Origin of the sequence: Robinsoniella sp. KNHs210 (genome assembly GCF_000686105.1) — a bacterium.
GTDB lineage: Bacteria > Bacillota > Clostridia > Lachnospirales > Lachnospiraceae > Robinsoniella > Robinsoniella peoriensis.
The window spans coordinates 2,739,816-2,765,967 of the sequence record NZ_JMLZ01000002.1 but is presented as its reverse complement, the minus strand read 5'-3'; the positions used below and the strand labels follow the sequence as shown (position 1 = coordinate 2,765,967).

At 42.1% G+C, this 26,152-nt stretch carries 19 protein-coding genes; 16 read left to right on the top strand and 3 right to left on the bottom strand.

Annotated features, from left to right (window positions below):
- The 8 genes from CD03_RS0119150 to CD03_RS0119115 all read left to right on the top strand — a co-directional run bounded on the left by CD03_RS0119150 (window position 1) and on the right by CD03_RS0119115 (window position 11,019).
- On the top strand, window positions 1-849 hold the full coding sequence (locus CD03_RS0119150; protein WP_027295008.1) for a carbohydrate ABC transporter permease: 849 nt from the start codon (window positions 1-3) through the stop codon (window positions 847-849).
- Window positions 850-969: 120 nt separating this feature from the next.
- Window positions 970-2,832 carry a sensor histidine kinase gene (locus CD03_RS0119145; RefSeq protein ID WP_152614291.1) on the top strand — a complete coding sequence of 621 codons (1,863 nt, stop codon included), beginning with the start codon at window positions 970-972 and terminating at the stop codon, window positions 2,830-2,832.
- Window positions 2,832-4,391 (top strand): response regulator, encoded by a 1,560-nt coding sequence (locus CD03_RS0119140; RefSeq protein ID WP_027295006.1) that lies wholly within the window; start codon window positions 2,832-2,834, stop codon window positions 4,389-4,391. Before CD03_RS0119145 ends, CD03_RS0119140 begins: the two co-directional genes overlap by 1 nt.
- 368 nt (window positions 4,392-4,759) lie before the next feature.
- Complete coding sequence (locus tag CD03_RS0119135) at window positions 4,760-5,881, top strand: RNA-guided endonuclease InsQ/TnpB family protein (RefSeq protein WP_027295005.1); 1,122 nt, start codon at window positions 4,760-4,762, stop codon at window positions 5,879-5,881.
- Between the two features lie 156 nt (window positions 5,882-6,037).
- A complete protein-coding gene (locus CD03_RS0119130) occupies window positions 6,038-6,367 on the top strand; it encodes a hypothetical protein (RefSeq protein WP_156042964.1) in 330 nt (109 codons plus the stop codon).
- Window positions 6,368-6,610: 243 nt separating this feature from the next.
- The gene (locus CD03_RS0119125) at window positions 6,611-8,731 is read left to right on the top strand and encodes a glycoside hydrolase family 3 C-terminal domain-containing protein (protein ID WP_027295003.1); all 2,121 of its coding nucleotides are present in this window, start codon (window positions 6,611-6,613) and stop codon (window positions 8,729-8,731) included.
- A gap of 127 nt (window positions 8,732-8,858) precedes the next feature.
- Complete coding sequence (locus CD03_RS0119120) at window positions 8,859-9,935, top strand: DUF4340 domain-containing protein (RefSeq protein WP_027295002.1); 1,077 nt, start codon at window positions 8,859-8,861, stop codon at window positions 9,933-9,935.
- A gap of 40 nt (window positions 9,936-9,975) precedes the next feature.
- Window positions 9,976-11,019, top strand: a complete 1,044-nt coding sequence (locus CD03_RS0119115; protein WP_027295001.1) for an NAD(P)-dependent alcohol dehydrogenase — start codon at window positions 9,976-9,978, stop codon at window positions 11,017-11,019.
- A 177-nt stretch (window positions 11,020-11,196) separates the two neighbouring features.
- On the opposite strand, the gene CD03_RS0119110 is transcribed toward CD03_RS0119115, so the two are convergent.
- Entirely contained in the window at window positions 11,197-12,747 is a 1,551-nt protein-coding gene (locus tag CD03_RS0119110) for a nitrite/sulfite reductase (protein ID WP_027295000.1), read from the bottom strand.
- Between the two features lie 197 nt (window positions 12,748-12,944).
- On the opposite strand from CD03_RS0119110, the gene tdh reads away from it, so the two are divergent.
- Together tdh and CD03_RS0119100 are read left to right on the top strand one after the other, a co-directional pair.
- Window positions 12,945-14,009 carry an L-threonine 3-dehydrogenase gene (gene tdh, locus CD03_RS0119105; RefSeq protein WP_044289502.1) on the top strand — a complete coding sequence of 355 codons (1,065 nt, stop codon included), beginning with the start codon at window positions 12,945-12,947 and terminating at the stop codon, window positions 14,007-14,009.
- Between the two features lies 1 nt (window position 14,010).
- Window positions 14,011-15,192 carry a glycine C-acetyltransferase gene (locus CD03_RS0119100; RefSeq protein WP_027294998.1) on the top strand — a complete coding sequence of 394 codons (1,182 nt, stop codon included), beginning with the start codon at window positions 14,011-14,013 and terminating at the stop codon, window positions 15,190-15,192.
- Between the two features lie 94 nt (window positions 15,193-15,286).
- Here the strand turns inward: CD03_RS0119100 and CD03_RS0119095 are convergent, their stop codons facing one another.
- Window positions 15,287-17,380 carry an alpha-amylase family protein gene (locus CD03_RS0119095; RefSeq protein WP_027294997.1) on the bottom strand — a complete coding sequence of 698 codons (2,094 nt, stop codon included), beginning with the start codon at window positions 17,378-17,380 and terminating at the stop codon, window positions 15,287-15,289.
- Between the two features lie 506 nt (window positions 17,381-17,886).
- Between CD03_RS0119095 and CD03_RS0119090 the strand changes: the two genes are divergently transcribed.
- Window positions 17,887-19,314, top strand: coding sequence for an ABC transporter substrate-binding protein (locus CD03_RS0119090; RefSeq protein WP_044289501.1), 1,428 nt, complete (start codon window positions 17,887-17,889; stop codon window positions 19,312-19,314).
- A gap of 29 nt (window positions 19,315-19,343) precedes the next feature.
- Here CD03_RS0119090 and CD03_RS40035 read toward each other — a convergent pair whose 3' ends face one another.
- Window positions 19,344-19,421 (bottom strand): DUF6783 domain-containing protein, encoded by a 78-nt coding sequence (locus CD03_RS40035; RefSeq protein ID WP_377145986.1) that lies wholly within the window; start codon window positions 19,419-19,421, stop codon window positions 19,344-19,346.
- Between the two features lie 122 nt (window positions 19,422-19,543).
- Here CD03_RS40035 and CD03_RS0119085 point away from each other — a divergent pair, with 122 nt between their 5' ends.
- The 5 genes from CD03_RS0119085 to CD03_RS0119065 all read left to right on the top strand — a co-directional run bounded on the left by CD03_RS0119085 (window position 19,544) and on the right by CD03_RS0119065 (window position 26,128).
- Window positions 19,544-20,527, top strand: coding sequence for a carbohydrate ABC transporter permease (locus tag CD03_RS0119085; protein ID WP_242849126.1), 984 nt, complete (start codon window positions 19,544-19,546; stop codon window positions 20,525-20,527).
- Window positions 20,527-21,369 carry a carbohydrate ABC transporter permease gene (locus tag CD03_RS0119080; RefSeq protein WP_027294994.1) on the top strand — a complete coding sequence of 281 codons (843 nt, stop codon included), beginning with the start codon at window positions 20,527-20,529 and terminating at the stop codon, window positions 21,367-21,369. The genes CD03_RS0119085 and CD03_RS0119080 overlap by 1 nt, the downstream gene beginning before the upstream one ends.
- Window positions 21,370-21,388: 19 nt before the next feature.
- Complete coding sequence (locus tag CD03_RS0119075; protein WP_242849125.1) at window positions 21,389-24,091, top strand: glycosyl hydrolase; 2,703 nt, start codon at window positions 21,389-21,391, stop codon at window positions 24,089-24,091.
- Window positions 24,092-24,206: 115 nt separating this feature from the next.
- Window positions 24,207-24,950 carry a FadR/GntR family transcriptional regulator gene (locus CD03_RS34080; RefSeq protein WP_052377877.1) on the top strand — a complete coding sequence of 248 codons (744 nt, stop codon included), beginning with the start codon at window positions 24,207-24,209 and terminating at the stop codon, window positions 24,948-24,950.
- Window positions 24,947-26,128 (top strand): trans-sulfuration enzyme family protein, encoded by a 1,182-nt coding sequence (locus tag CD03_RS0119065; RefSeq protein WP_027294992.1) that lies wholly within the window; start codon window positions 24,947-24,949, stop codon window positions 26,126-26,128. The genes CD03_RS34080 and CD03_RS0119065 overlap by 4 nt, the downstream gene beginning before the upstream one ends.
- Window positions 26,129-26,152 lie beyond the last annotated feature (24 nt).

Genomic DNA, 26,152 nt, shown 5'->3' with positions numbered 1-26,152 from the left:
ATGGATCAATATAAAAAATCAAAAATGAAAAGTGTGATTTGCTGGGTTATTGCCTTTGTTTTTGCTATCTTTTATCTGATAATATCATTTATGCCATTTGTGTTTATGGTGCTGAATTCCTTTAAAGAAAAATTTGAAATGCTGGTAAAAGGAATTTTCAGTCTGCCGGATGCTTTTAATCTGGATAATTACCAGGCGGTATTTGCGGGGAATTTCTGGAAGTTTTTTGGAAACAGTGTGATTGTACTGGCTGTTTCCCTGACAATACTATTATTTATCTCTGCCTGTGCATCTTATCCATTGGCCAGATTTAAGTTTAAGCTGGCAAATCCGCTTTATGCAATGATTGTGGCATGTATGTCTATACCGATACATATTACTTTAATCCCGGTATTTAAGATGTCCCAGAGTACCGGACTGTATGACAGCATCTGGGCATTGATCGGTCCTTATGTGGCGTTTGCAGTTCCTATCTCAGTATTCATTCTCACCAGCTTTATGCAGGGAATTCCAAGAGAGATTGAAGAGTCAGCGGAGATAGACGGATGTAATAAGTACAAGATGTTCTTTAAGATGATTTTACCGCTTGCAAAACCCGGACTCTCTACACTTGCAATTTACAACGGTGTTAATATGTGGAATGAGTTCAGTTTTGCCTATACCCTGACCCAGTCCACACAGAACAGAACCCTGCCCCTGGCAGTCTGGGAATTCCAGGGACAGTATTCTATGAATACACCGATGATTATGGCTGTACTGACCCTGACAGTTTTACCGATGATTATCATGTTTATCTTCTTCCAGGATAAGCTGGTAAAAGGTATGACGGCGGGAGCCGTAAAAGGCTGAAATGGACTTTTAGACAATTGTGAAATATAATAAGGGAATACAATAGCAGGAAGTTCATACTGCAAACAGAATCATGGAAAACCATAAGACGATTTCACCTTCAATCAGGTGGAATCGTTTGTGTACTTTAGAAGGATGGCAGGTGGTGCGATGTTTAAAAACTTGAGAATTTACTTTGAACGCATGAATTTTGATAAAAAGATGAAATTTTTCCTGTCCATGGCGGTAGTTGTCAGTACCATGTGTATTTTGAGCATCTCCACGATTTCTTCTGTTAAGTCTGTTCGTGAGAAGACGATGGCACTAGCTATGGAACAGATTAATACTTTGGCAGAGAATTATCAAAGTGGCTTGAATAATTACAAGGCAATTGCCTGGTCAATTGTCATGGATAAAAATGTACAGGCATATCTAAAGTATAATAATGCAGCCGGAAAGGACACTGACAAAAACAGTGAGCAAAGCAGCGAGGAAAAGGCGCAGTCTGCCATAACCCAGGTAGAGAATACCAACAAGGCCACCAATACCCTGTCTAACGTAAAGAATCTGCAGTCAAATCTGAATTTCCTGGGGGTGGTATCCAATACCGGCAGTTATCTGTATAAAGGGGATAACGGCCTGGCGGTAACAGGATTTGAGGAAACTTATCAAAAGGATTATGACAGCAGCAGCTTTGCCGGTTATGGGGAAATGCGTTATACCTATAACAATGCTTATTTTAAGGGCAGCCGATATACCCTTAATATTTATCAGCCTATCTATGATACCAGCTACGTAGGAAAAAAGCTGGGTCTTCTGTGTATGAATATCAACGAGACAACTTTGATTCAGATAGGCAGTAAAGCAAACCGGAAAATTGATTCTATCACCTGCCTGGTGGGGCTGGAAGGAAATGTAGTGACATCCTCGGAACCGGATTCCGTCATGGATGAAGTGGATTATAAAAATCTCTTGACTGGTACAGAAGGAAATTTTAAAAAATCCGGTAAATTATACCTCTATAAAAGACTTGGAATCTGGGATTTTTATATGGTGATGGTCATTCCGGAGTTTGAATTATACAGGGACAGCATTATGACTATGGCGATGTTATCCGTCGTGATTCTGTTTTTGGTGGCAATTGTACTTGTGCAGAGCAGCCGGATCGTCCATAAGGCATATCAGCCGCTGGATAAAGTGATCAGCAAGATGGACAGCGTATCTGAAGGAAAATTTGATACCCGTATAAAGGAAGAAAAAATGGGCCAGGATTTTCAGAAATTATCCCATGGATTTAACGAGATGATGGACCGGATTGTTGAGTTAATGGAGCAGGTGAAGGTGGAACAGCATCAGATGGAACAGATCCGCTTTAATGCACTGCAGTCCCAGATACAGCCGCATTTTCTGTATAATACGCTGGACTGTATCCACTGGCAGACGCTTGCCAACGGAGATCTGGAGAGCTCCACCATGGTGAAAGCCCTGGCAAGTTATTACCGGATCTGCCTGAGTAAAGGAAAGGATATTATCCAATTATCCCAGGAACTGGAGCATATTAAAAGTTACCTCACCATTCAAAATATCCGTTATGATCACATCATACAAAGTGAAATTGATATTTCGGAAGAGTATTTCAATGTCAAGATCCCCAAAATGACTCTGCAGCCATTGATTGAAAATTCTATTTACCACGGGCTGAAGATTAAGGAAGGGAAGAAAGGAAAGGTGACAATCCGCGCTAATCAAGATGGGGAGGATCTGATCATTATTATGGCGGACAGCGGAACTGGTATGACCCGGGATCAGATTGATGAAATGAATGCGTCTATCTCCCAGTATGATGAGACCTTTGGATATGGAGTGAGAAATGTTAATAAACGGATCGAGATTCTGTATGGGGACGGGTACGGGCTGCGCTACAGCTGCAATGAGCAGGGCGGTGTGACGGTGCGGATACGCCTGCCTCTGGAGCAGGAAATACAATACAAGGGGGTACTTTAATGTATAAAGTGTTAATTGTGGATGATGAAAAAATGATACGTATGGGAATTAAAAATATAATTCCATGGAATGCCATCGGTTTTCAGGAAGTATTTGCCGCCGCTTCGGGAAATGAGGCATTGAAGATTATAGAAGAGCATATGCCGGATGTAATGATTACGGATATTCAGATGACAGAGATGACCGGTTTGCAGTTGATTGAACAGGTAAAAGCCATTAAAAGTGATATGCGCATTGTAGTTCTGACCGGTTATGACAGCTTTGACTATGCCAGGGAATGCCTGAGGATGCAGGTAGTGGATTTTTTGTTAAAGCCCATCGATGAGGACCTTCTGACTCAGCTGATGAAGGATCAGGCGGAATATCTGGATCAGAAAAATCTGGAGGAGAAGCTCGCCAGCCGAATGCAGAGAACCCAGGGTGCATCTGCCCAGATGCAGCTGGAGGAATATATGCGGGATCTGGTACATAATCGTCTGGCAGATCTGTCAGGGTTTCAAAATCTGCTGCTGGAAAACCGTTATGCTGTGGAGCAGAAATTACAGATCGTGATATTGGTACCGACACTGTATGCGGATAATAAGGATATATCTGAAAATTTCCGTGCCATGTCCATCAAGAATATCTGCATTGGCATGGTGGATGCCAGAGAAGAAGGAATTACCTTCATGGATGACGATGGAAAAATTATTCTGGCATATTTTTCAGGAGAGCAGGCAGATGAGACAGTGGAGCGGGTAGAACAGCTGAATCATATTTTGAAAGATGAGTTCAACAGTATGCCAAAAGCTGTAATTGGCAGCAGTGTAGAGGGATTTAAAAATCTCTATGTCTCTTACAACGATGCCAAATATCTGCTGGAACATGAAAAAGAAAATATCCACGAAATTATCCAGTCCTATAATGCCCAGAGCAGAGTTTCCATGTTCCAGCAGATCTATATGGAGCTGAAAAATGTCATGACTGCAAATGTCGGTAACTCTGATTATGTATTAAAAGCATTCCAGACATTCTGCAAGGCAACAGAGTCATACAATTTATCCAGTGCGTATGTCCGCAGATGCTGTTTTGAGATAGCCGCAGTGCTGTACTTTTCTTATATCAGTGATTCCGGGGAAGCCACAGACAGTAAAATTAATGCCCTCCTGCAGTCCCTTTTGCATGCCCAGCGGGAAGAAGCCTGTGAAATTACACGTAATTATATCGTGCAGCTATTTAGTAAAGAAGAGTTAAACATTCATGAGATCGTATCAAAGGCTAAGAAATACATAGATCAGTATCTGGGAGAAGAACTGTCGGTAGCAAATATAGCAGCGGATCTCTATATTACCCCAAATTATTTTTCGCGGCTTTTTAAAAAGGTCTGCGGGGAAGGGTGCAACGAATACATCGTGCGCAAGAGGATAGAAAAGGCAAAATTCTTATTAGAAACATCAAATATGAAGACGGGGAAAATTGCAATGCTAGTGGGGTACCGGGATACGAATTATTTTTCATTGGCATTTAAGAAGCATGCCGGGGTTTCGCCTACGAAGTATAGGGAGAATGTGCGGGTGTGAGAATATTTCAAATTGTCTTTGGCGAAGGGGCAGGCTTATTGCATATTTTTTCTTGTGGCTTTCGGGTCCATCAGCGTAGTGATGGACCCGGATTGTACTGTAAAGGGAAAATACCCTATCCGAAACATTTCTTGAAAAACTGCTTGCGTATAAACACTCTCTTTGCTATAATAAACTCACCAGCGGCAGGAAGCCGCACCATTTCTGAAATTCTGATATATAAATTCTAAGGATTCTTAACAGTACAGTTCCGTACAATATTCCATTATCCTAATTAACGCACTTAAGGTATAAGCAGTTAAATTTGTGAAAGACCAGTTGTAAGCGAGCAAACCAAGCAAAGAAAATGATTTAGGAGTTGTTAGAAAATGATACGAGCCAAGAGAATTAGATTATATCCTACCGGGGAGCAAGAAGAAAAAATGTGGAAGTCCGTAGGTACTGCACGATTTATTTATAACTGGACACTTGGAAAACAACAAGAGAACTACAAACAAGGTGGTAAGTTTATATGCGATAATGAGTTAAGAAAACAAATTACCAATCTCAAAAAGAGCGACCTTGTTTGGCTAAACGAAGTGTCAAATAACGTGGCAAAGCAGGCTGTAAAAGATGGTTGCGATGCTTATAAGAAGTTCTTCAAAGGAATGACTGAAAGACCTAGGTTTAAAAGTAGGAAGAAAACGAAACCTAGCTTTTACAATGATACGTCTAAGCTAAAGGTAAATGCAAAAGCTGTTTTATTAGAGAAGATTGGTTGGGTAACTATTAGACCGAATCAATTACCTCTATCTCCATGTAAATACATCAACCCCAGAATTTCGTTTGACGGGAAGTATTGGTATTTGTCCATAGGGTTGGACCAAGAACAGCCATATGTAGAACTTACCGGAGAAAGCATAGGTATTGATGTTGGCATCAAAGACCTGGCCATTTGTAGTAACGGCATGACATTCAAAAATATCAATAGGACAAGAGTTATCAGGCAAATGGAGAAAAGACTGCGTAGGTTACAACGCAAGGTATCTAACAAATACCAACAAAATAAAAATGGAAAGGAGTATGTCAAAACAAGTAACATTATAAAACTTGAAAGAAAAATAAAGTTATTGCATAGAAGATTAGCCAACATAAGAGTGAATCACTTGCACCAGGCAACGAACAGGATAGTGAAAACCAAACCATCTCAAATCGTTATGGAAACACTTAATATCAAAGATATGATGAAGAACCGACATTTATCAAAAGCGATTGCACAGCAATGCCTGTATGAGTTTAAAAGACAAATACAATACAAATGTGAGTGGAATGGTATCGCATGTATAGAAGCTGATAAATGGTTCGCATCATCTAAGATTTGTAGTGGTTGTGGCAACAAAAAACAAAAACTTTCACTATCAGAAAGAGTTTACAAATGTGATAGTTGTGGTCTTATAATTGACAGAGATTATAATGCATCATTAAACCTTTCAAGATACGAATTAGCGTAATATCACTTAACGAAAATGCTAATATGTACCATTCGTTGTATGGGAATTTAAGGCTCTGGACTGTTATAGCAAACGAAAGTAGCTTTTAGCCAAATCGGACAGGGTGAACGAGCAATTAAACATAACTTTATAAAGTTCTATAAGGATTTGGCAACGGTGATGCAGGTGATTTTAACAGAATATGATGAGGATTGGCATATAGAGAATGAAAAAAGGGATAGTTTTGCAGAAGGCATGGAGCTTGGGCAGCGTAACGGCATGGAGATTGGGCAGCGTAAGGGTATGGAACTTGGAGTGCAAAGGGCAAAAGTGGAAGCTGTGAAGATTTTAATCGCAATCTGTCAGGAATTTTATTTATCACCGGAAGAGATAAAAGAAAAAATAAAGGACAAGTATAACCTGACAGAAGAAGAAGCGAAAGCAGCATTAGAAGCATATGAATCCCACGATGTTCCATTTCAGACGGATGAGGGAACCAATAAATAAACAGGATAATATTTTATAGATAATGGTCATTTTATTTAATGTTATTCAATTTTTCCCTGTGTTATAGTAGTGTTACTAACTTATAAAATTGTGCTCGTGAAGATAGTTGCACTGCAAGCAAAAAATGTGATAATGTTGGAGTATAAGGTTGGAAGAAAAATTATTTATAGAAAGGAAGCCACGCTGTAATTCTTTCAACCTGTTTTATTTGTGGCAGTATTACAGGCAGGCCTGTAATATGCAATGGGTATATTTATGAGAAACAGGGAAGAAGCAAGAAAAAAAGCAAAAGAGCTGGTAGCACAGATGACTTTGGAGGAAAAAGCCTCTCAGTTAAAATATGATGCGCCGCCGATTAAAAGATTAGGCGTTCCGGCATATAACTGGTGGAATGAAGCACTTCACGGTGTTGCAAGGGCGGGAACGGCAACCAGTTTTCCGCAGGCAATTGGCATGGCGGCCATGTTTGACGAGGAAATGTTGAAAAAAATCGCCGATACCATTGCAACAGAAGGACGTGCCAAATACAATGCATATTCGGCAAAAGGAGATCGGGATATATACAAGGGGCTTACTTTCTGGTCACCTAATGTAAATATTTTCCGGGATCCAAGATGGGGACGGGGACATGAAACATATGGGGAAGATCCTTATCTGACCAGCCGTTTGGGTGTTGCATTTGTAGAAGGGCTGCAAGGGGACAAAGAGGTGATGAAAACGGCTGCCTGTGCAAAACACTATGCCGTTCACAGCGGACCGGAAGCATTGCGCCACGAATTTAACGCTGTTGCCACCAGGAAGGATATGGGAGAAACCTACCTTCCGGCATTTGAAGCACTTGTAAAAGAAGCAGGGGTAGAGTCAGTAATGGGAGCTTATAACCGTACAAATGAAGAGCCCTGCTGCGGAAGCAATACTTTAATTCGTGATATTTTAAGAGAACAGTGGGGATTTGAAGGGCATTTCGTATCGGACTGCTGGGCAATAAAAGATTTTCATGAACATCATAGAATCACCCAGGATGCAAAAGAATCTGCAGCACTTGCGCTGAAGGCCGGATGTGATTTGAATTGCGGAGTTACGTACCTGTATATTTTAAAGGCATATCAGGATGGGCTGGTAACGGAAGAGGATATTACCCAGGCAGCAGAGAGGCTGTTTACCACCAGATATCTGCTTGGATTATTTGATGGAAGTGAATATGATGAAATACCATACGAAGTAGTGGAATGTAAGGAACATATACAACTAGCCCAGGATGCAGCCAGAAAGAGTGCAGTTCTACTAAAAAATAATGGGGTATTGCCGTTAAAGAAAAATGAGATTAAGACAATTGGTGTAATTGGTCCGAATGCAGACAGCCGTGTGGCTCTGATTGGAAATTATCATGGTACGGCATCCAGATATATTACAGTACTGGAAGGCATTCAGGATGAAGCGGGAGACGATATCCGAGTTCTGTATTCGGAAGGCAGCGGACTCTGGAACCGTAAAACAGAGAGCCTTGCATGGGATCAGGATCGAATATCGGAAGCACAGATTGTTGCGGAACACAGCGATGTGGTGGTATTGGTGGTAGGTTTGGATGAAACGCTGGAAGGGGAAGAGATGGATCAGGGAAACCATGTGGGTTCCGGAGACAAGGAAGATCTGAAGCTCCCCGCAGTACAGGAAGAATTGATAGAAAAAGTCCTGGAAACCGGCAAACCAACCATTGTGGTACTGATGGCAGGGAGTGCAATTGATTTAAGTTATGCAGACAAACATGCAGATGCAATCCTGCAGGCATGGTATCCGGGCGCAGGCGGAGGAAAAGCAATTGCCGACCTGTTATTCGGTAAGGCATCACCTTCCGGAAAACTTCCGGTAACGTTCTACCGGAATCTGGAGCATATGCCGGCCTTTGAAGACTACAGCATGGAGAACAGGACCTATCGGTATATGGAAGAAGAAGCATTGTATCCATTTGGGTATGGTCTCACATACGGAAATGTGGAAGTGGAAGAAGCCGGATTTACCATAATGCCGAAGAAAAATCAGGATTTTGAAGTAGAGGTAACCCTTGCCAACCGGGGCGGTACAGCGGTTGAAGAGGTGGTCCAGGTATATGTGAAAGATATGAAATCTGCTTTGGCGGTAAAAAATTATAGCCTGTGTGCATTTAAACGTGTGGCTCTGGCTTCAGAAGAAACGGTAAAAGTAACGTTAAGAGTGCAGGCATCGGCTTTGAAAGCAGTTGATGAAGATGGCAGAAGAGTTTTAGACAGTGATGAATTTACGTTATACGCCGGAATTTCCCAGCCGGATCACAGAAGCGTACAGCTGATGCACAGTTCACCAGTGGAATTGAAGATTAAATTGTAGGTCACAAAGCATAGCAATCTTACATAGCCATGTGCCCTTCATTTGAAACAAATCTCCCGGAAAGTGTGATGCTCAGTTGTCAGAAAGCAAATTTAAAACACGCTCTAAAGCAGAAAAGAGGCTTAAAATGAGAAAACGACATTTATTAGGTATCGCCTTATTAATGATATCGGCGGCAGTGTGTACATTTGGGTGCAGCAGTTCTGGCGAAATAAAGGAATCACAAACTTCGGCTGTCAGTAAGAAGGAAGGGCAGTCAGTGACATCTAAGGCTCCTGTGGCGGAGGAGTCAGAAGAGCATACGGCCAAACAGAAGATAGAACTTAAAAGCGCAGAAAAACCTGAGTTTGCCGCAAGTGAAGTCAGACGTGCTGCAATTTCTGTGGGAGGAAAGGATGTATTTGAAATAATCTATGCTCCAAGGGAATATAAAAGTAATTTTGCGTATTGGGATATTATTACGCCATATAAATCACTGGTAATGGTGGATACGGAAGAAATGTTCAATCTGTATAATACTCTTGCAGCGTGGAAATTCAGCAATACTGCTCAATTAAAAGAAGGGGAAGACACGGGACTGTCAGACCCCGCGGCAAGTATTGCCATAGATTACTGTGATTTGAAATCGGAGTCGGATACTGCCAATGCCAATCCGGACACTACCTGTCTGATTAAGTTCGGTAAGAAAGATGAACAGGGCAATTATTATGCTCAGATCGAGGGATTTGACACCGTTTATAAAATTTCATCCAGTGCGGTAGATCCGGTGCTCATGGTAAATCCATACGATTATATTTTGAAGATCTGCTGTCTGGTGGACTATACAACAGTGGATAAAGTGGAAATAAATGCTGGTGAAAGCTCACATGTTATAGATGTGAATGCCGCACAGAAAAAATATGCATTTGATAAAAAAGAAGTTGATGAGAAAACATTTTCAACATTATATCAGGCATTGATGGGAGTCATTGTTAAGGGCGAGCCGGAAGATAAAAAGACAGATAAAGTAAAAGAAGAAAAGCCGGTTTTACAGATTGATTTTCAGAGGAATATGGAAAATGCGCCGGATATCACGGTTGCTTTTAAACCCTATGACGATGAATACTGCCTGGCAAGTATAAATGAAAATGAATTTTTTCTCGTATCAAAAGAAGATGTGGAATTATTGGCACAACAAGTAAAGGAAGCATTCCATAATGCTTAAATTAACAACATTCTGACACAGGATCCAGGGAGGACAGAACATGGAAGGTATCATGAAGACAGCAGTTATGACAGGTATCCGAAAAGTAGAATTAACGAATCGGCCGATTCCGGTGCCTGCAGAAAATGAGGTATTGGTAAAGGTAGAGTATGTAGGAATCTGCGGTTCCGATCTGCATTATTATGAAGCTGGAAGAATAGGGGATTTTATCGTAGAACCACCATTTATACTTGGTCATGAAGCAGGAGGAATCGTAGTTGAGACAGGAAGTAACGTGAGGAATCTGAAAGTTGGGGACCGTGTTGCACTGGAACCGGGGAAGACTTGCGGAACATGTGAATTTTGTAAGAGCGGCAAATATAATCTTTGTCCGGATGTGGTGTTTTTTGCTACGCCTCCTGTAGACGGGGTATTTCAGGAATATGCCGTACATGATGCCGGACTTTGTTTTCCGATTCCTGATAATATGAGTACAATGGAAGCAGCGCTTATTGAGCCGCTGGCTGTGGGGCTACATGCAGCGATACAGGGCGGTGCAGGTATCGGACAGACTGCAGTAGTTACCGGGGCAGGCTGCATTGGTCTGGTAAGCCTGATGGCGCTAAAAGCTATGGGTGTATCACGAGTGTATGTGGTGGATGTAATGGAAAAACGGCTTCAAAAGGCATTGGAATTAGGAGCAGACGGAGTCATAAATGGAAGAGAAGAAGACGCTGCAGCTAAAATTATGGAATGGACCAATGGTGCAGGGTGTGATTTATCCATTGAAACTGCTGGAACAGAAATCACAACTACACAATTAATCCAGATGGCAAAAAAAAGTTCCACCATTGTTTTGGTTGGCTACAGTGCATCCGGAAAATTAACCCTGCCGGTTAGTACTGCATTAGATAAAGAACTGACTTTTAAAACAGTTTTCCGGTACCGTAATATCTATCCGATGGCGATAGAAGCGGTGGCTCAGGGAAAGATTAAAATTAAAGATATTGTTACGAATATTTTTGAACTGGATGAGATTGCAGATGCGCTGGAGCAGAGTGTGGAAAAGAAGGCAGATATAGTGAAAGGTGTAATTAAAATATAAATTATAGAGAAAATCTTGGATGTAATATTGATTTAAATGATAAAATATTAAATATTAAAGTAAAAAATATGGGTTTTTGGATAGTAAAAAGCATCCGAAAGTCCCATATTTTTTAACTGCAAAGTTTACCGGAAAGGCAGATTTTCAATGTCCCTTTTCGTTTTGGGAATATTTTTGTTAAATCAGATATTTCCCGGCTAATTCCATAAATGCTTCTCTTTTCGATTCATAAAAATCAGTAAAATCTTTTTGCTCAGTAAGCAGATTCTTGGCAAGGGCAGCCATGAATTCCGGGATAGACAATGCAGCCATGACGCCCAGAATCTCACCCATTTCTGTAACATCTGCACCGATCTTTCCATTTACCTGAATTTCAAATGCATCAATTACTTCGTTATTGACCCGTTTTTTCTTACCGGCAAATCCAATCTGCGCCATCTGGTGTCTGGAACAGCTGTTGGGGCAGCCACTGATATGAACGGACGGCAGTACGTCTTCCTGAATGCCGGCTTCTTTCAGTTCCGTTATGATACCCTGGCACAGAGACTGGCTTTGCATAATGCCAATCTGACAGGTAGGCGTTCCCACGCAGCTTACGCTCATTTGTATTTTGGTAGTCATTAGTTTACTTTCTGCAAAATGTAAAAATTCTTCTGCCTGGGATTTGTTTAGATTGCGTACATACAATTCTTCATTCATGCTCAGCCGAAGTTCGGCATCGGGGCATTTTTCCAGAAGTCCTGCCAAGTTTAAAAGTGCATTTTTTTCCAGCTGACCGCAGAGGGGATGAAGAACTACGGTGTAATAACCGGCCTGTTTTTGGGGTATGCAGATATTGGACGGAGAGAGTTCTGGTTCCCATGGGTTTTCTTCGGAGCGTTCTGCTTTTATTTCATCAAATTTTACTTTTTCTTTTATTTGGAAGAGATATTCCCTGTAAGTTTTTAAGAAATTTTCCTCACCCATTCGTCTGGGGATAAATCGAATGCGGGCTTTCGATTTGTTCTGATAATCGCCCTCTGCTTTAAACAATTGTGTTATCGCTTCGATATGATACATTACATCTTCCGGTGGAATTGGTTCATCATATGGAATTCCAGCTGCCGGACCGCTTCCAAGACCGCCAGCAAGCCAGACGCGGAACATGGGTTTTTTATTTTCTTCAATAGCCATAAATCCAATATCCGTTAAAGTTGCACAAGCGGTATCTTCCGGACCGGATGAAAAAGCTGCTTTTAATTTACGGGGAAGCTTGTAGTGGGGAGCATTGACCGTAAAGTAACTCCCGACCTGCAGCGCATAAGGTGTCACGTCAAAAGATTCTCCCTTCTGCACACCTGCCAGAGGAGAAAGCGCTACATTACGCGGGAAATTTCCACCGCCGCCTCTGGTGAAGAGACCATGGTCGATAGCATTGTCCATAATATCGCATACCTCGTCCAGAGAAAGGTCATGCAGCTGTACAGCCTGTCTGGTTGTGAGATGTATTTTATCAAGATTATATTGATCTGCATAATGCAGTATAAGATTAAAATGTTCCCGGCTGATTACTCCGGACGGTGTTCTGAGCCTTATCATAAATTTGCCGTTTTCTTTCTGGGCATAACAGCCCATCCCACCTGATTTTCCTTTGAATTCCATGCGTGAAATTTCACCGTTTAAAAAAGCATGGCCTGCAGAGCGAAATGCGGGGATTTCATCTTTGAGCAGTTGTTTACAGGATTCCATTTATACTACCTCCAATTTCATATGTCTGTTAAAAATATATTATATCCCATTCGATGTGTAATAAAAAGTTTTAATTTAATTTTTTAAAATGCCTATTGATTTTTTTTACAGAATATGCTATTTTGTATTTGAGAGAAAGACAAAAACTTGGAATATGTGCGCTATACAAAGACAAATATCTTCTTAGGAGGGAACGTATGCAGAAAAAAATGTATGCACTTGTAAAAGAAACCAGGGGTCCGGGGCTGGTTTTAAAGAAAGTTGAGGTACCGCCAGTAGGAAGGGCGGATGTGAAGATTAAGATTCATTATACGTCGATCTGCGGAACGGATCTGCACATTTATAATTGGGATAAGTGGTCCCAGGAGACGATAGTACCGCCGCTGACTATCGGACATGAGTTTGTAGGTGAGGTAGCAGAGCTGGGAGATGAAGTGACCGGCTTTAAGCTGGGGGATATTGTGTCGGGAGAAGGGCACATTGTCTGTGGATCCTGCCGTCACTGCAAAGCCGGAAGGTGGCATTTATGCAAACAGACACAGGGAGTCGGCGTGAACCGTTCCGGTGCATTTGCGGAATATCTGGTCATACCGGCAACAAATGTGGTGAAATGCGAAAAAGGAATCCGGGAAGAACTGTGCTCCTCGTTTGATCCATTGGGAAATGCAGTCCATACGGCACTTACCTTCAATCTGGTAGGTGAGGATGTTCTGATTACGGGAGCAGGTCCGATTGGGATTATGGCGGCTGCAGTGTGTAGACATGTAGGTGCAAAACATGTTGTTATTACTGACATTAATGATTACCGGCTTCATCTGGTAAGAGAAATATGTGATGAATATGTTTATCCGGTAAATGTGGCAAAAGAGGATATCAGGGAAGTGATGAAACATCTGGGTATCTGTGAAGGCTTTGATATTGGTCTGGAGATGTCCGGAAATGGATCCGCATTCAATATGATGCTGGATAACCTGTACAATGGCGGCAGGGTAGCAATGCTGGGAATCCAAAGTGACAAAACATTAATCGACTGGAATAAGGTCGTATTTAAATGCCTGGACATCAAAGGCGTTTATGGAAGAGAAATGTTTGAGACCTGGTATAAGATGATGTCCATGCTGCAAAGCGGATTGAAACTGGATAAGATACTAACCCACAAATTTTCATTTCGGGAATTTGAAAAAGGGTTTGAAATAATGAACAGCGGTAATTGTGGAAAAGTTGTATTAGACTGGACAAATGCAGGAATGGAGGAAGTGTGAGATGAAAGCAGCGTATCAGATTTTTCAGGATACATTACAGGAAATTAAAAATGATGGTACATATAAAAATGAAAGAGTGATCGTGACACCCCAAAAAGGACATATTGATACCGACATGGTAAAAAACGTCATAAATATGTGTTCCAACAATTATCTGGGTCTGGCGGATAATAAAGAGATTATCGAAGCGGCAAAGAGCAGCTACGACCAGTGGGGATACGGATTATCCTCCGTACGTTTTATTTGTGGTACCCAGAAGATTCATAAGGATCTGGAGAAGTCCATTACAGAATTTCTCCATATGGATGATACCATATTGTACTCATCCTGTTTTGACGCAAATGGGGGCTTATTTGAAACTTTATTGACGGATCAGGATGCGATTATCAGTGACAGCCTAAATCATGCCAGCATTATTGACGGTGTTCGTTTGTGTAAAGCTAAGAAATTCCGCTATAACAATAATGACATGGCTGATTTGGAACGCTGCCTGCAGGAAGCACAGGGAATGCGGATCAGGTTAATTGCAACCGATGGCGTATTTTCAATGGATGGCATTATTGCAGATTTGAAATCCATCTGTGATCTTGCCGATAAATACGATGCTTTGGTTATGGTAGATGACAGCCATGCAGTTGGATTTATGGGAGACACCGGAGCCGGAACACCGGAATATTGCGGGGTTTCCGACAGAGTGGATATTATAACAGGAACACTTGGCAAGGCATTGGGCGGTGCCAGCGGCGGATACACCAGTGCAAAGCAGGAAATTATCGATTTACTGCGCCAGAAAAGCAGGCCATATCTGTTCTCCAATACTCTTGCTCCGGCAATTACCTGCGGTGCAATCAAGACACTTGAGCTGTTAAAGGAAAAAGGGGAGCACAGAGAAAAGCTCCATAAAAATACGGCTTATTTCCGTGAAGAGATGAAGAAAATGGGATTTGACATCGTAGAGAGTACCCACCCTATTGTAGCCGTCATGTTCTACGATGCGGTGACTGCGGCACGGGCAGCAGAGCGTATGCTGGAACTGGGCGTATACGTAGTAGGATTCTCCTATCCGGTCGTACCGAAAGGAAAAGCGAGAATCCGTACCCAGGTGTCAGCTGCACACAGCAAGGAAGATCTGGACTTTGTATTAGAGTGCTTTAAACGGGTAAAAGAAGAAATGGGAATTTAACATAGATGTAATTTTAAAGCAAGTGATATTTAAAGCAAGTGATATTTAAGACAGATGTTGCTGCCGCAATAAAAGCGGCAGCAGCATCTGTCTTTTATTTCTTTTTACACAATATAATCTGCTGCAGGGTAAACGGAGGCAGTGCTGCACAGGTTCCGTTGCCTGACAGTGTGAGATCCTCCTGCTGTGGATAGACCAGTTTTGCACTTTCCACAGGATTCTTAAACATGATTTCGCCTGCGGGAATCGGCGGAGTATCTCCATGAAAGCGTTTTGGCAGCATGGAAATCTGGTGTATGATATATTCTGTTTCTGTTTCAAAAAATGCAGTCCGAATGATATCAGGCGTATCCGTTCTGTGGCGGACGGGCGGCTGTATTTGGGCTTTTAATAAAAGATCGGTAAATAAATCGTTTGTGTAAGGGTATTTTTCCGTTCCCGCCATTGTAAAAAAGTCAAATGCCAGATAAAATACATGCCCCTTTTGAAAGAGGTGGTGAAGAAGTGCAGGATAATTTGTTTTTTTACCGGGCGGAGGGCTCCACCAATTTACCCAGTGATCAGAATCGCATGATACACAGGGAAGGTCAAAATGCAGCATTTCCATAATAGAAGATTCCGCACTCTGGCTGCTTTTTTCAGAAAGTGCTTCGACCTCCAGAAAGTGCTCGCTGACCGGAGGGGTGGTGCAGGCGATGAGCCCGGTAAAGGGCTGGGATGAATCTGGGCGCAGGTAAGCGGACCAGCGGTTGGAAGTATATTCCCGGTGAACTTTTGCGGGGCCGCATCCGAACAGCCTGTGCAGGGCAGAACACTCCCGCAGGGTGGAATCGGCATTCCAAAGTCCGGTCTGTCCGGAGGAGATAAGGCAGCCGCCGGCGGCCACATAATCTTCCAGCAATGAAACTGTTGCTGACTGTATGACATAGACCTCCGGCAGCAGTAGCATGTCATATTCTTTCAGAAGAGATTTCGTCAGACAGCTCTCTGGCAGAATGTTATAGGGGATCTTGGCATATTCACACAACTGCATGGCGCCAAGAATGGCGTTCAGATGCGGGTTATGCCGTTTCATCCGCAGAATGGCATCCGCACTGAGCGTTGGCATGTTGACAGCCTTGGAACAGTCACTTTGCAGAATACCAATGGATTTTACCGGGGTACGGTTTGTTAAATACGGTTCCATTTCTTCCAGAGCAGTGTAAACAACACCAAGCCGCTTTGCCTCTTCCATGTCCAGAGTACCATCTGCGTGCTGGGAACCGCTGTACATGCCAACCCGGCATCCCTGCGCTGCAATGGAGCTTAAGTCACAGAGATATTGGGAAACTGTATCGTAGTTATATACCTGGGAGGCTTCTCCCGGAACCAGGATAGGGTATTGTCCGATTGCGGTATCTCTGGCATAAGCAGAAGAAAACCAGTTATCCTTTAGAAGAGGTTCGGAAAACTGATAGTCCAGCAGATCTCTGACCGGTTTCGGATAATGGCAGGAGAAATTAACGGTTATGGCTAAACCGGGATCCACTGCTTTTAAGCGCTGCTTCACATCCAGCAGAAATTCTTGGGCATTATCATCTAAGAAATCTATCATGTCCGACATATGCAATCGGATGTCAGCCTCATCAGAAGGCAGGTCATAGCCATAGGCCGAATGAAACTTTTCCCTGCATTTCTCGCAATAACAGAGAGAAGACCCAAAAATATCCATAAATAAAGCATCCGGGTTATAATTTTGTACAATTTCTTCCATCTGGGACAGACAGTACTCCCGGTAACCTGTCTGATAACAGCACAAACTCCACCGGGCAAATTCATCTTCCCGGATCAGGGGAGCGCCATCCGGCTTTCTTGCCCGCCACTGGGGGAACTGCCTTGCAGCACCTTCATCGTATTCAATGCAGTAATAGGCAATAAATTCAATCTTTTTTTTCTTTAGAACGGTGCTGATTTCCTGTATCCAGTCCGTCTTTAAGCCCTGATGTTTCCGGGCGCCTTCCACTTTACTGTCGTAATAAGTAACACCCCAGTGGTCTTTGCAGTAAACCATAAGGGAATCAATATGCGAGGTATCAAAGAATTGCTCATATTCTGTAATATTCAGTTGGTCTAAAGTTACAACAGGAGGTTGGGGGGAATGATGATCGATCAGATAACAGCGCTTGCTGTTCTTGTATTTGCTGCTCATATTAGGTATCTCCTTTCAGGATAAAATGCCCTTGGGCAAAATGGAACCGGCATCCCAGTATCAATATCCAGATAAGAGTACATGCAAAAAAGAGTGTGTGTTATTGCCAGTATATAGAAGATGAGAGGGAAAGTCAATAACATAAATTTAATCTACCATATTGTCACCTTATCCCTGATAAAAGCCTGAATTGTACACAAATAAATACACAAAACCTTAAATTGAATTTATAAAAAATTAAAATGTATCTACAAAGTTGTCAGATTTAAAAATAATAGTGGGTAATTGAAAGATAAAAAATAGAAAATATGAAAATTACGTTGACAAAAGAGCTGCTAAATACTATAATATGCATATCAACTGGTCAGACCAGTCAAACCAATTAAAGAGAACGGCAAAAAGTGAATAAAGGAGGGCAGATTGTTTCACAGAAGATGTGTGCAGGCAGTGAAAATTGTGTTTTGGGGACATGATTTTTATAAAAAGTAAAAGGAGAAGGCAGTATTATGAAAAAGAGAATTTTAGCGGTTTTATTGGCGGCAACAATGGTTACGGGAATGATCCCCGGATGCGGCGGATCAAATCAGAAATCAGATGGCAAAACCACGGAAAAGTCTGCAGATTCTGAAAAGGCAGGAGAGACCGGAGGTGGCAAGGAAGCAGCGGGTACGCAGAAGTCGGATATTACGCTGCGGTTTATTGATGTAAATCCAAGCCCACAGAGACAGGCATATTATGAAGGCGTTTTTGAGAAATTCAAAGGCGAAACCGGAATTACCGTGGCTTATGAAAGTGTACCCTGGGATGATGCGGCTAATAAACTGACGGTACTTGGCACATCAGGCCAGCTTCCGGATGTAATGACAACCCATCCGTTATGGCTGGGACAGTTTACGGAATCCAACTGGGTACTTCCCATTGATGAATATGCAGAAGAGCATAAAGATGAATTTGTAGATATTATCAGTAAAAGCAACTGGGTTAATGAAAAAGCAAACTATGGACACATATATACCATTCCGGATGGGTTTATGGTAAAGGGTATTTTCTATCGCAAAGACTGGGTAGAGGAAATCGGATATGAGATTCCTACCGGAGACGACTGGACTTATGAGGCATACTTTGACTTAATAAAGGCATTGACCGATAAAGAGAAAAAGAGATATGGCAACTCTTTCAGAGGGGCAAGAGGAGCATTCGATCCGCTGTTAGTTTATTTACAGACATTTACCGGTGGTTATGTGTACGATGAAGAAGGAAACTGCCTGTTAAATAAGCCGGAATGTGTAGATGCATTTGAAAAATGGTGTGCAGTATACAAAGATGGCTATGTACCGGAAGATTCCATTAACTGGGGATTTGTAGAGATGGTGGATAACTTTACAGGAGGATTAACCGGCACAATTTCCAATGACTCAGAAGTAGCCGTAGCATGTGAGACCAATATGAAACCGGAACAGTGGGGAGTACTGCCCATGCCGGTATCTACAGTTGACCACAAGCTATTGAATACTTCCAGCAGTCCTTATTCCTACACAATTTCAGCCCAGTCAGAACATCCGGATGAAGCGCTGATGCTGATGGACTACCTTGTAAAACCGGAAAACAATATTGAATATTGTAAGCTGGGCGGCTTGATTCCAATCAAAAAAGAAGCATCCAAGGATCCCACATATGGAGAAGACGGACCGTATGCAGCATTCTTAAACCAGTTAAATGATCCTGATTTTACCGTTCCGCCAATGTATGGACCATTTAACTACACCGATTTACATCAGGATACATTCCATGCAGAAATGCAGAAGTATTTGCTGGGCAAACAGTCTGCAGAAGATGTGCTGAATAACATATCCAATGAGTTAACAAAGAGAATGAAGGAATATCTGGCTGCAAATGAAGGCTCCGCCATAGAGAGCCCAAGAACATTACAGTAAAGCAAGTTCCATAAAGCAGAAAGCAGTTTTCAGACACGCCGGTCTACGTAACCTGAATTCGGGACAAATATGCCGCAAAGTGGGGCATGCAGATGGCGGGAATGAATTTTCAGACACGCTTTGGGGCGTATTAGATAATTGTAGCAGATAAACTGTCATATAGCACAGGGAGGGGACGGTTTAACCGTCCCCTTTGTGAATCCGGCTGATAGAATGGAAGGGAGATAAGATGGGAGTATTAATAGCATTCCTCGTTATTGTTGTAGTTGTTTGCGGCGCCATTTTCTGGCGGATGCATGTGAGGTCCGGTCAAAGAGTTGTGATAGGAAATCGGACTAAATCCAAAATGGAGCCATACTTATTTATTTTGCCTGTATTTGTACTGCTGTTAGTTATGTTTGGGTATCCTCTGATTAATAGTTTCATTATGGCATTTCAGGATTATAAGCTGACCGGTTCAGGAAAAGCTGCTTTTAATGGGATTGAAAATTTTAAGAAGCTCTTTGATGATACCGATACTTTTATGATTGTAAAAAATACATTGATTTATGTTTTGATTTCTGTGGCAGGTCAGTTCCTGTTAGGGATGGTTCTGGCAATGGCACTGAAAAAGCAGTTCAGGGGAAGAGGATTGTATCAGTCAATCGTATTTCTTCCATGGGCATTTTCCGGATTTGTCATAGGATTAATGTTCCGCTGGTCTTTTAATGGAGAATATGGAGTGGTAAATGACATACTGCTGAATCTTGGGATTATTAAGGAATCCATTGCCTGGCTTGGGACACCCGGAGTATCCCTGGCGGTTATCATTATGGCAATGATCTGGATGGGAATACCATTTTTTGCAATTATGATTTTAGCTGCTCTGCAGTCCATACCGGCAGACGTTTATGAGGCGGCAGATGTGGACGGATGCGGAGCAATCCGAAAATACTTTCAGATTACACTGCCTTACATAAAACCAACTATTATTACTACCATTCTGCTTCGTACCATCTGGATCTTTAATTCCTTTGATCTGGTAGTCATTATTACAAATGGGGGGCCTGCAAATACTTCCCAGACACTTCCGGCTTACATGTATTCCAAAGCATTTGGAACCTATGACTTTGGGTTTGCAGCGGCGATTGGAGTGCTGCTTATGGTTGTTCTGGGCATCTTTGCAGTCATCTTTCTGCGTGCTACAAATTACAATAAGGCAGGTGATTTCTAATGAAGAAAACGGGAAAAAAAAGAGCATTAGGATTTGGAAGATTTTTTATTTTAGCATTTTTTCTTGCACTTGTGGTACTTCCGATTTATTGGATGACCATTACATCCTTTAAAACAAACGGGGAAATTATCAATATGCAAAATATCACTTATTTTCCGCATACCTTTACAACGGAAAATTATACCGGACTGTTTGAGATGTTCGACTATGGTTCTTTATTGCAGAATAGTGTAATTGTCTCGGTTTCTTCTGCCTTAGTAGTTACCATGCTGTCTATATTGGGCGGTTATTCCCTGGCAAGATATAAATTTAAAGGAAAAGGTGCGATGGTGCTGTTCTTTCTGGTTACACAGATGATCCCCGGCATATTAGTTATCATCCCCCTATACCTCATATTTTCCAAGATCGGTCTGATTAACACCCATGTTGGGCTGTTCATTTATTATGTCATTGTAAATGTGCCGTTCTGTGTAGTAACTATGCGAAGCTTTTTCGAAAGGATTCCGGTAACGCTGGAAGAAGCTGCCAGGGTTGACGGATGTACGAAAATGAAATCTTTGATAAAAATTGTTCTTCCTATTATGTTCCCGGGGATTGTTTCCGTATTTGTATTTGCATTTATCGGTGCATGGAACGAATTGATCGCAGGAACTATTTTCATCAGTACGCCGGATATGTGGACGATTCCGGTTGGATTAAAGTCACTGATTGGAAAATACAGCGTGCAGTGGGGAGCTCTAATGGCAGGAGGTGTAATGGCACTTCTTCCAACAGCCATTATGTTTGCCGGAATGCAGAAATTCATCGTAGAAGGAATGACTGCCGGAGCAGTCAAAGAATAAGAACTTAAGGGAGAAAATTATGGGGTTAAAAAAAAGAGCGCAAGTGGAACATCAGATACTGCATCCCAGAGAAGATACAAGAGGTTATACCAGATGGTGGTGGTACGGTTGTGCAGTAAAAAAGGATGAATTGATAAGAGAATTGGATTTTATGAAGGATGCCCGGATGGGCGGAGTGGAACTTCAGATACTCTATCCGGTTACAGCAGATGATAAAGATAACGGGTTAAAAAATTGTACCTATTTATCCCCTGAATTTCTTGAATTGATTAAATTTGCCTGTGAAGAGGCGAATAAACGAAATATGAAATTTGACCTCACCTTAGGCTCATCCTGGCCGTTCGGAGGACCTTTTGTTCCCGTTGAGTTAAGCGGGCCTACGGTGATACCCTATACCATAGATGTGAAAGGACCCTGTGAATTAACATACGACTTCACTACGAGACTGTATGGCGAGGCTGCAGCCTGTATTATGGGGCGTATGGAAGACAGTCAGATGGTACCGGAATCAATTGTCGATATTACCGATAAAATCATGGATAAGCCTCTGTTTGAATGGCCCTGGGGAAAGCAGCTGGAAAAAGTAACCGTCCCGGAAGGAAATTATAAGATTGTGGTAATGGTATCCAGCGATAAACGTCAGACCGTATTAAAGCCTCTTCCGGGAGGCGATGGACTGATTATAGACCACAACCGGAAGGATTCCGCCAGATTATTCTTTGAACATGGGGGCGACCCGATTGTGAATGCTGTAGGAAAGGGGAAGATTCAGTCCTTTTTCTGTGATTCCATAGAAGTATTCGGACACAACTGGACAGATATTATCTATGATGAATTCCGAAAAAGAAGAGGTTACGAATTGCGTCCGCTGGTTTATGCTCTCTGGGGAGAGGTGCAGGGAATGACGGACCTGGTTCGCTATGATTTCCAGAAGACCATGGCAGAATTAACGGTAGAGAATTTTTTCCGGGAGATGACGAAATGGTGCCATGAAAAAGGAGCCCTTTCCAGAATACAGGCTCATGGATCCTGGGGGGATATTCTTCAGGCATATGGTGCCGCCGATATACCCGAAGGGGAAACCTTTTCCGCCTTTGACCGGTATGAAGTCAATACGGTTCACAGAAAACTGGCATCTTCTGCAGGACATGTCTATGGTAAAAAAATTATCTCTAACGAGTCCTTTACCTGGCTTCGGTTTCCCAGATTTGTGGTTACCCTTGAAAATATCAAAGCTGCTGCAGACAGCATTTTTTTAGACGGCATGAATCAGATTGTGAATCATGGATACTCCTACAGTCCTGAAAATGAAAATGAACTGGGATGGCCATTTTACGCTTCATCCCAGATCAACCATACGAATACCTGGTGGAAATATTACAAACCCTTAAGTGTCTATTTCAACCGGGTATGTGATTTCCTGCGCCGTGGAAAGACGAAAGTAAAGCTGGCAGTTTATCTTCCACAGTCTGATATCTGGGCGGAGAATCCACTGTCGGATATTCATATGTGTATGAAATTAGAAGAGCGGATAACCACCAGGACTGCAGACCGCATTCATAAGGAAGGATTTTGGTTCGACTATGTAAACGATGATGCCGTGGAGCGCTGGATGGATTATAATTACGAAATCCTCGTGCTCCTGGAATGTGAGCGGATGCCCCTGCAGACAGTTTATAAGCTGCAGGAATTTGCAGACAGCGGAAAAAAAATCATCTGTAAAGGGCCTGCTCCCGCCCGTTCCTGCGGATTACTATCTTATCAGGAAAACACCGGAAAAATCCAACATATAATGGAAGAGATGCAAGAGGCTGGACAGTTAATTATTACGGAGAAAAATGATGATGATTTGATAACGGAACTGACCCGTAATTTAGTCCCCGATGTAAAGGTATATTATAATAAGGAAGAAATCGGTTATGTACATCAGGAAGACGGAGTCACAGATATTTATTTTCTGTCCAATATCAGCGCCGGGAACAAACAGGAAAAGATAAGATTTTCCGACCAGAAAAATAACTTTTATGTTTTTGATCCTTTGACTGGACAGGAAAAAGGTATTCGCAGCAAACAGAAAGATGGGGCGGATACCATAGTGGAACTTGAATTTGAAGCTTTCCAGTCCCTAATCTTTGTATTTTCGGTTGAAATGGAAGATGAAACTCCGGTTCAGAAAGAACATAAAAAGGAATTCTCCCTGGATCTGTCCGAAGATTGGAAGTTTTCCGCAGATAGCGGCTGTTTTACAAAGCACTACGATGAATTGGAGAGCTGGGAAAATGAAGAAAGCCTCCGTTACTATTCCGGAGAAGGAATATACTGCAAAGAGGTTTCTATAGAAAAAGAAAAATGGAACCGGATGCAGGAAACGGGCATGGCAGAGCTGCAGTTTGAGCATATCGGTGAAACGGCAGGCATTTTTGTAAACGGACAGGAAGCAGGAACATTTATTAAACGTCCCTATAAAATGAATATTTTAAAATACCTGAAAGAGGGTAGCAATACTCTGGAGGTCAGAGTTTCGAACCTTTTGATAAACAGGGCGATAGATCCCAAATACCCGGAAATGGATTATCCTGAACCTGTTATAAGTGAATGGCCCTATTCTACCGCGGCATTAAACCGCTGCCGCAGGGAGCGGGTCTATAACTGGAGAGAACGTGAAATGATAGCAGAGCCACTTCCTTCCGGAATATGGGGGAAGGTAGGGATATATTGGTAAATACCTGCAACTGGCAGGTGGTTTTGGTTGAATAGCGTTGGCAGTTCTTATATAATGAATCTAAGTAAAATACAGTTATAATTGTCATAATAAGATTAGTAAAGGAGTATGTAGTGTGGCTAAATTAAAGACGAATATTGCACAATTAGGTTCGACAAGATTGTTATATTCAAGAATTGCGGACAGCATATGTGAATACATTACGGAAAATAAAATAGGCATAGGGGAAAAACTTCCAAGTGAGCGGGAATTAGCCGTGATGTGGGGGGTAAGCCGGTCATCGGTGCGTGAAGCAATACGTGAGTTAGAAAATCAGGGACTGTTAAGTGTGGAAGCAGGCAGAGGCTCCTTTGTGATTGGTGAAGTCTCTGACAAATCCATGATGTTTAAAATCCAGAAAAGGAATTTTTTCGAACAGTTTGAGATTAAGACCGTTCTGGAAGAGTATATGCTGAAAAAGATCACCCCGGTGATATCAGAAGAGGTATTATCGCAATTGGAACACATTGCAAAACAGATGATAACTATGTGTGATAACGGAATCTTCCCGCAGGAACTGGACAACCTGTTCCACAAAATTTTATTAGAGTCTTACGGTAATAAGGAAATGATCAATCTGGTGGAAAATATGATCCATGTATTTGGTGAATATAACGATGTTTATTTCCATCTGTGTGAGGGTGTGGTCAATGAAACAAATCAGACTATTTTAGATACCATCCCTTACCATCTGGATATGGTCCGGATGATGAGAGCAAGAAATGTAAAAGAAGTAATTAAAATCTATCGGAAAATTATTGAGCTGGATATACAGCTGTACAGCATGGTGAATCCGGCGGACCAGAAGGAGACATTATGATGGATGACCTGTTAAGCATGACCCATTTAGGCGATGAATACGATAAATATTTAAATGCAGTAATCCCGCCTGTTTTTATGAATTCCCTGCATGTATTTCCCACGTTTGAGGAATATGCCGGATGTGATGCTTCTAAGAAAGGAGAATTTAAATACGGAAGAGTTTCGAACCCTACCGTGCATATTCTGGAAGAAAAGGTGGCTGCATTAGAGCATGGATGCCGGGCGGCAGCTTTTGGAAGCGGGATGGCGGCAACATCAGCAGCGATTCTGGCAACCTGTAAAGCAGGAAGCCATATAATCTGTATGCGGGATGTATACGGGCCTGTAAAGAATATTTTAAACCGGTATATGATTCCTAAGCTGAATATGTCTGTTACTTATTGGTCAGGAGAGAGCCTGGATGAACTGGAAAAGGCAATCCTGCCGGAAACAGATCTGATTATGATAGAAAGCCCGGCTACCTTTGTCTTTACTGTGGTTGATATCGCAGGCGTAGCAGCAATTGCAAAAAAGCATGGGGTGAAAACGTATATTGACAATACATACTGCACGCCGCTTTATCAGAAACCGCTGGATCTGGGGATTGATCTGGTTATGCATACCCTTACCAAATATATCGGTGGGCACAGTGACATTATGGGCGGTATTCTCACATCTGCAGATGAAGAACTTATGATCGAAATCCAGTTCACCGTCCGTGAGCTTTTTGGAGCTAATATGGGACCCATGGAAGCCTGGCTTGCAATCCGGGGACTTCGGACTATGGCGCTCAGAGTGGCAGAACATGGCAGGACGGCACAGATAATTGCAGAATATCTGGAGAAGCATGAAAGAGTGGAACGCGTCTATTATACCGGTCTGCCGTCCCATCCCCAGCGGGAGTTAATCGAAAAACAGCAGAAAGGACACACAGGATTACTAAGTTTTGTGCTGAAGGATTCCCCCGAGGAAGCGGTAAAAGTAATTAACAAATTAAAATTATTTGGAAAAGGCTGTTCCTGGGGAGGATTTGAAAGTCTTGCCCTCTGTCCGCTGTATACGGCAACGGAAGAGGAAATAAAATTTTTAAATCTGTCAGATCATGACCGGGGGCTGATACGTATCCATTGCGGTTTAGAAGGCGTGGATAATCTGATGGAAGACTTAGAAAATGCATTAGAACGTGTCTTAAATTGAATTTTTATCAGGATGAAAAAGAAG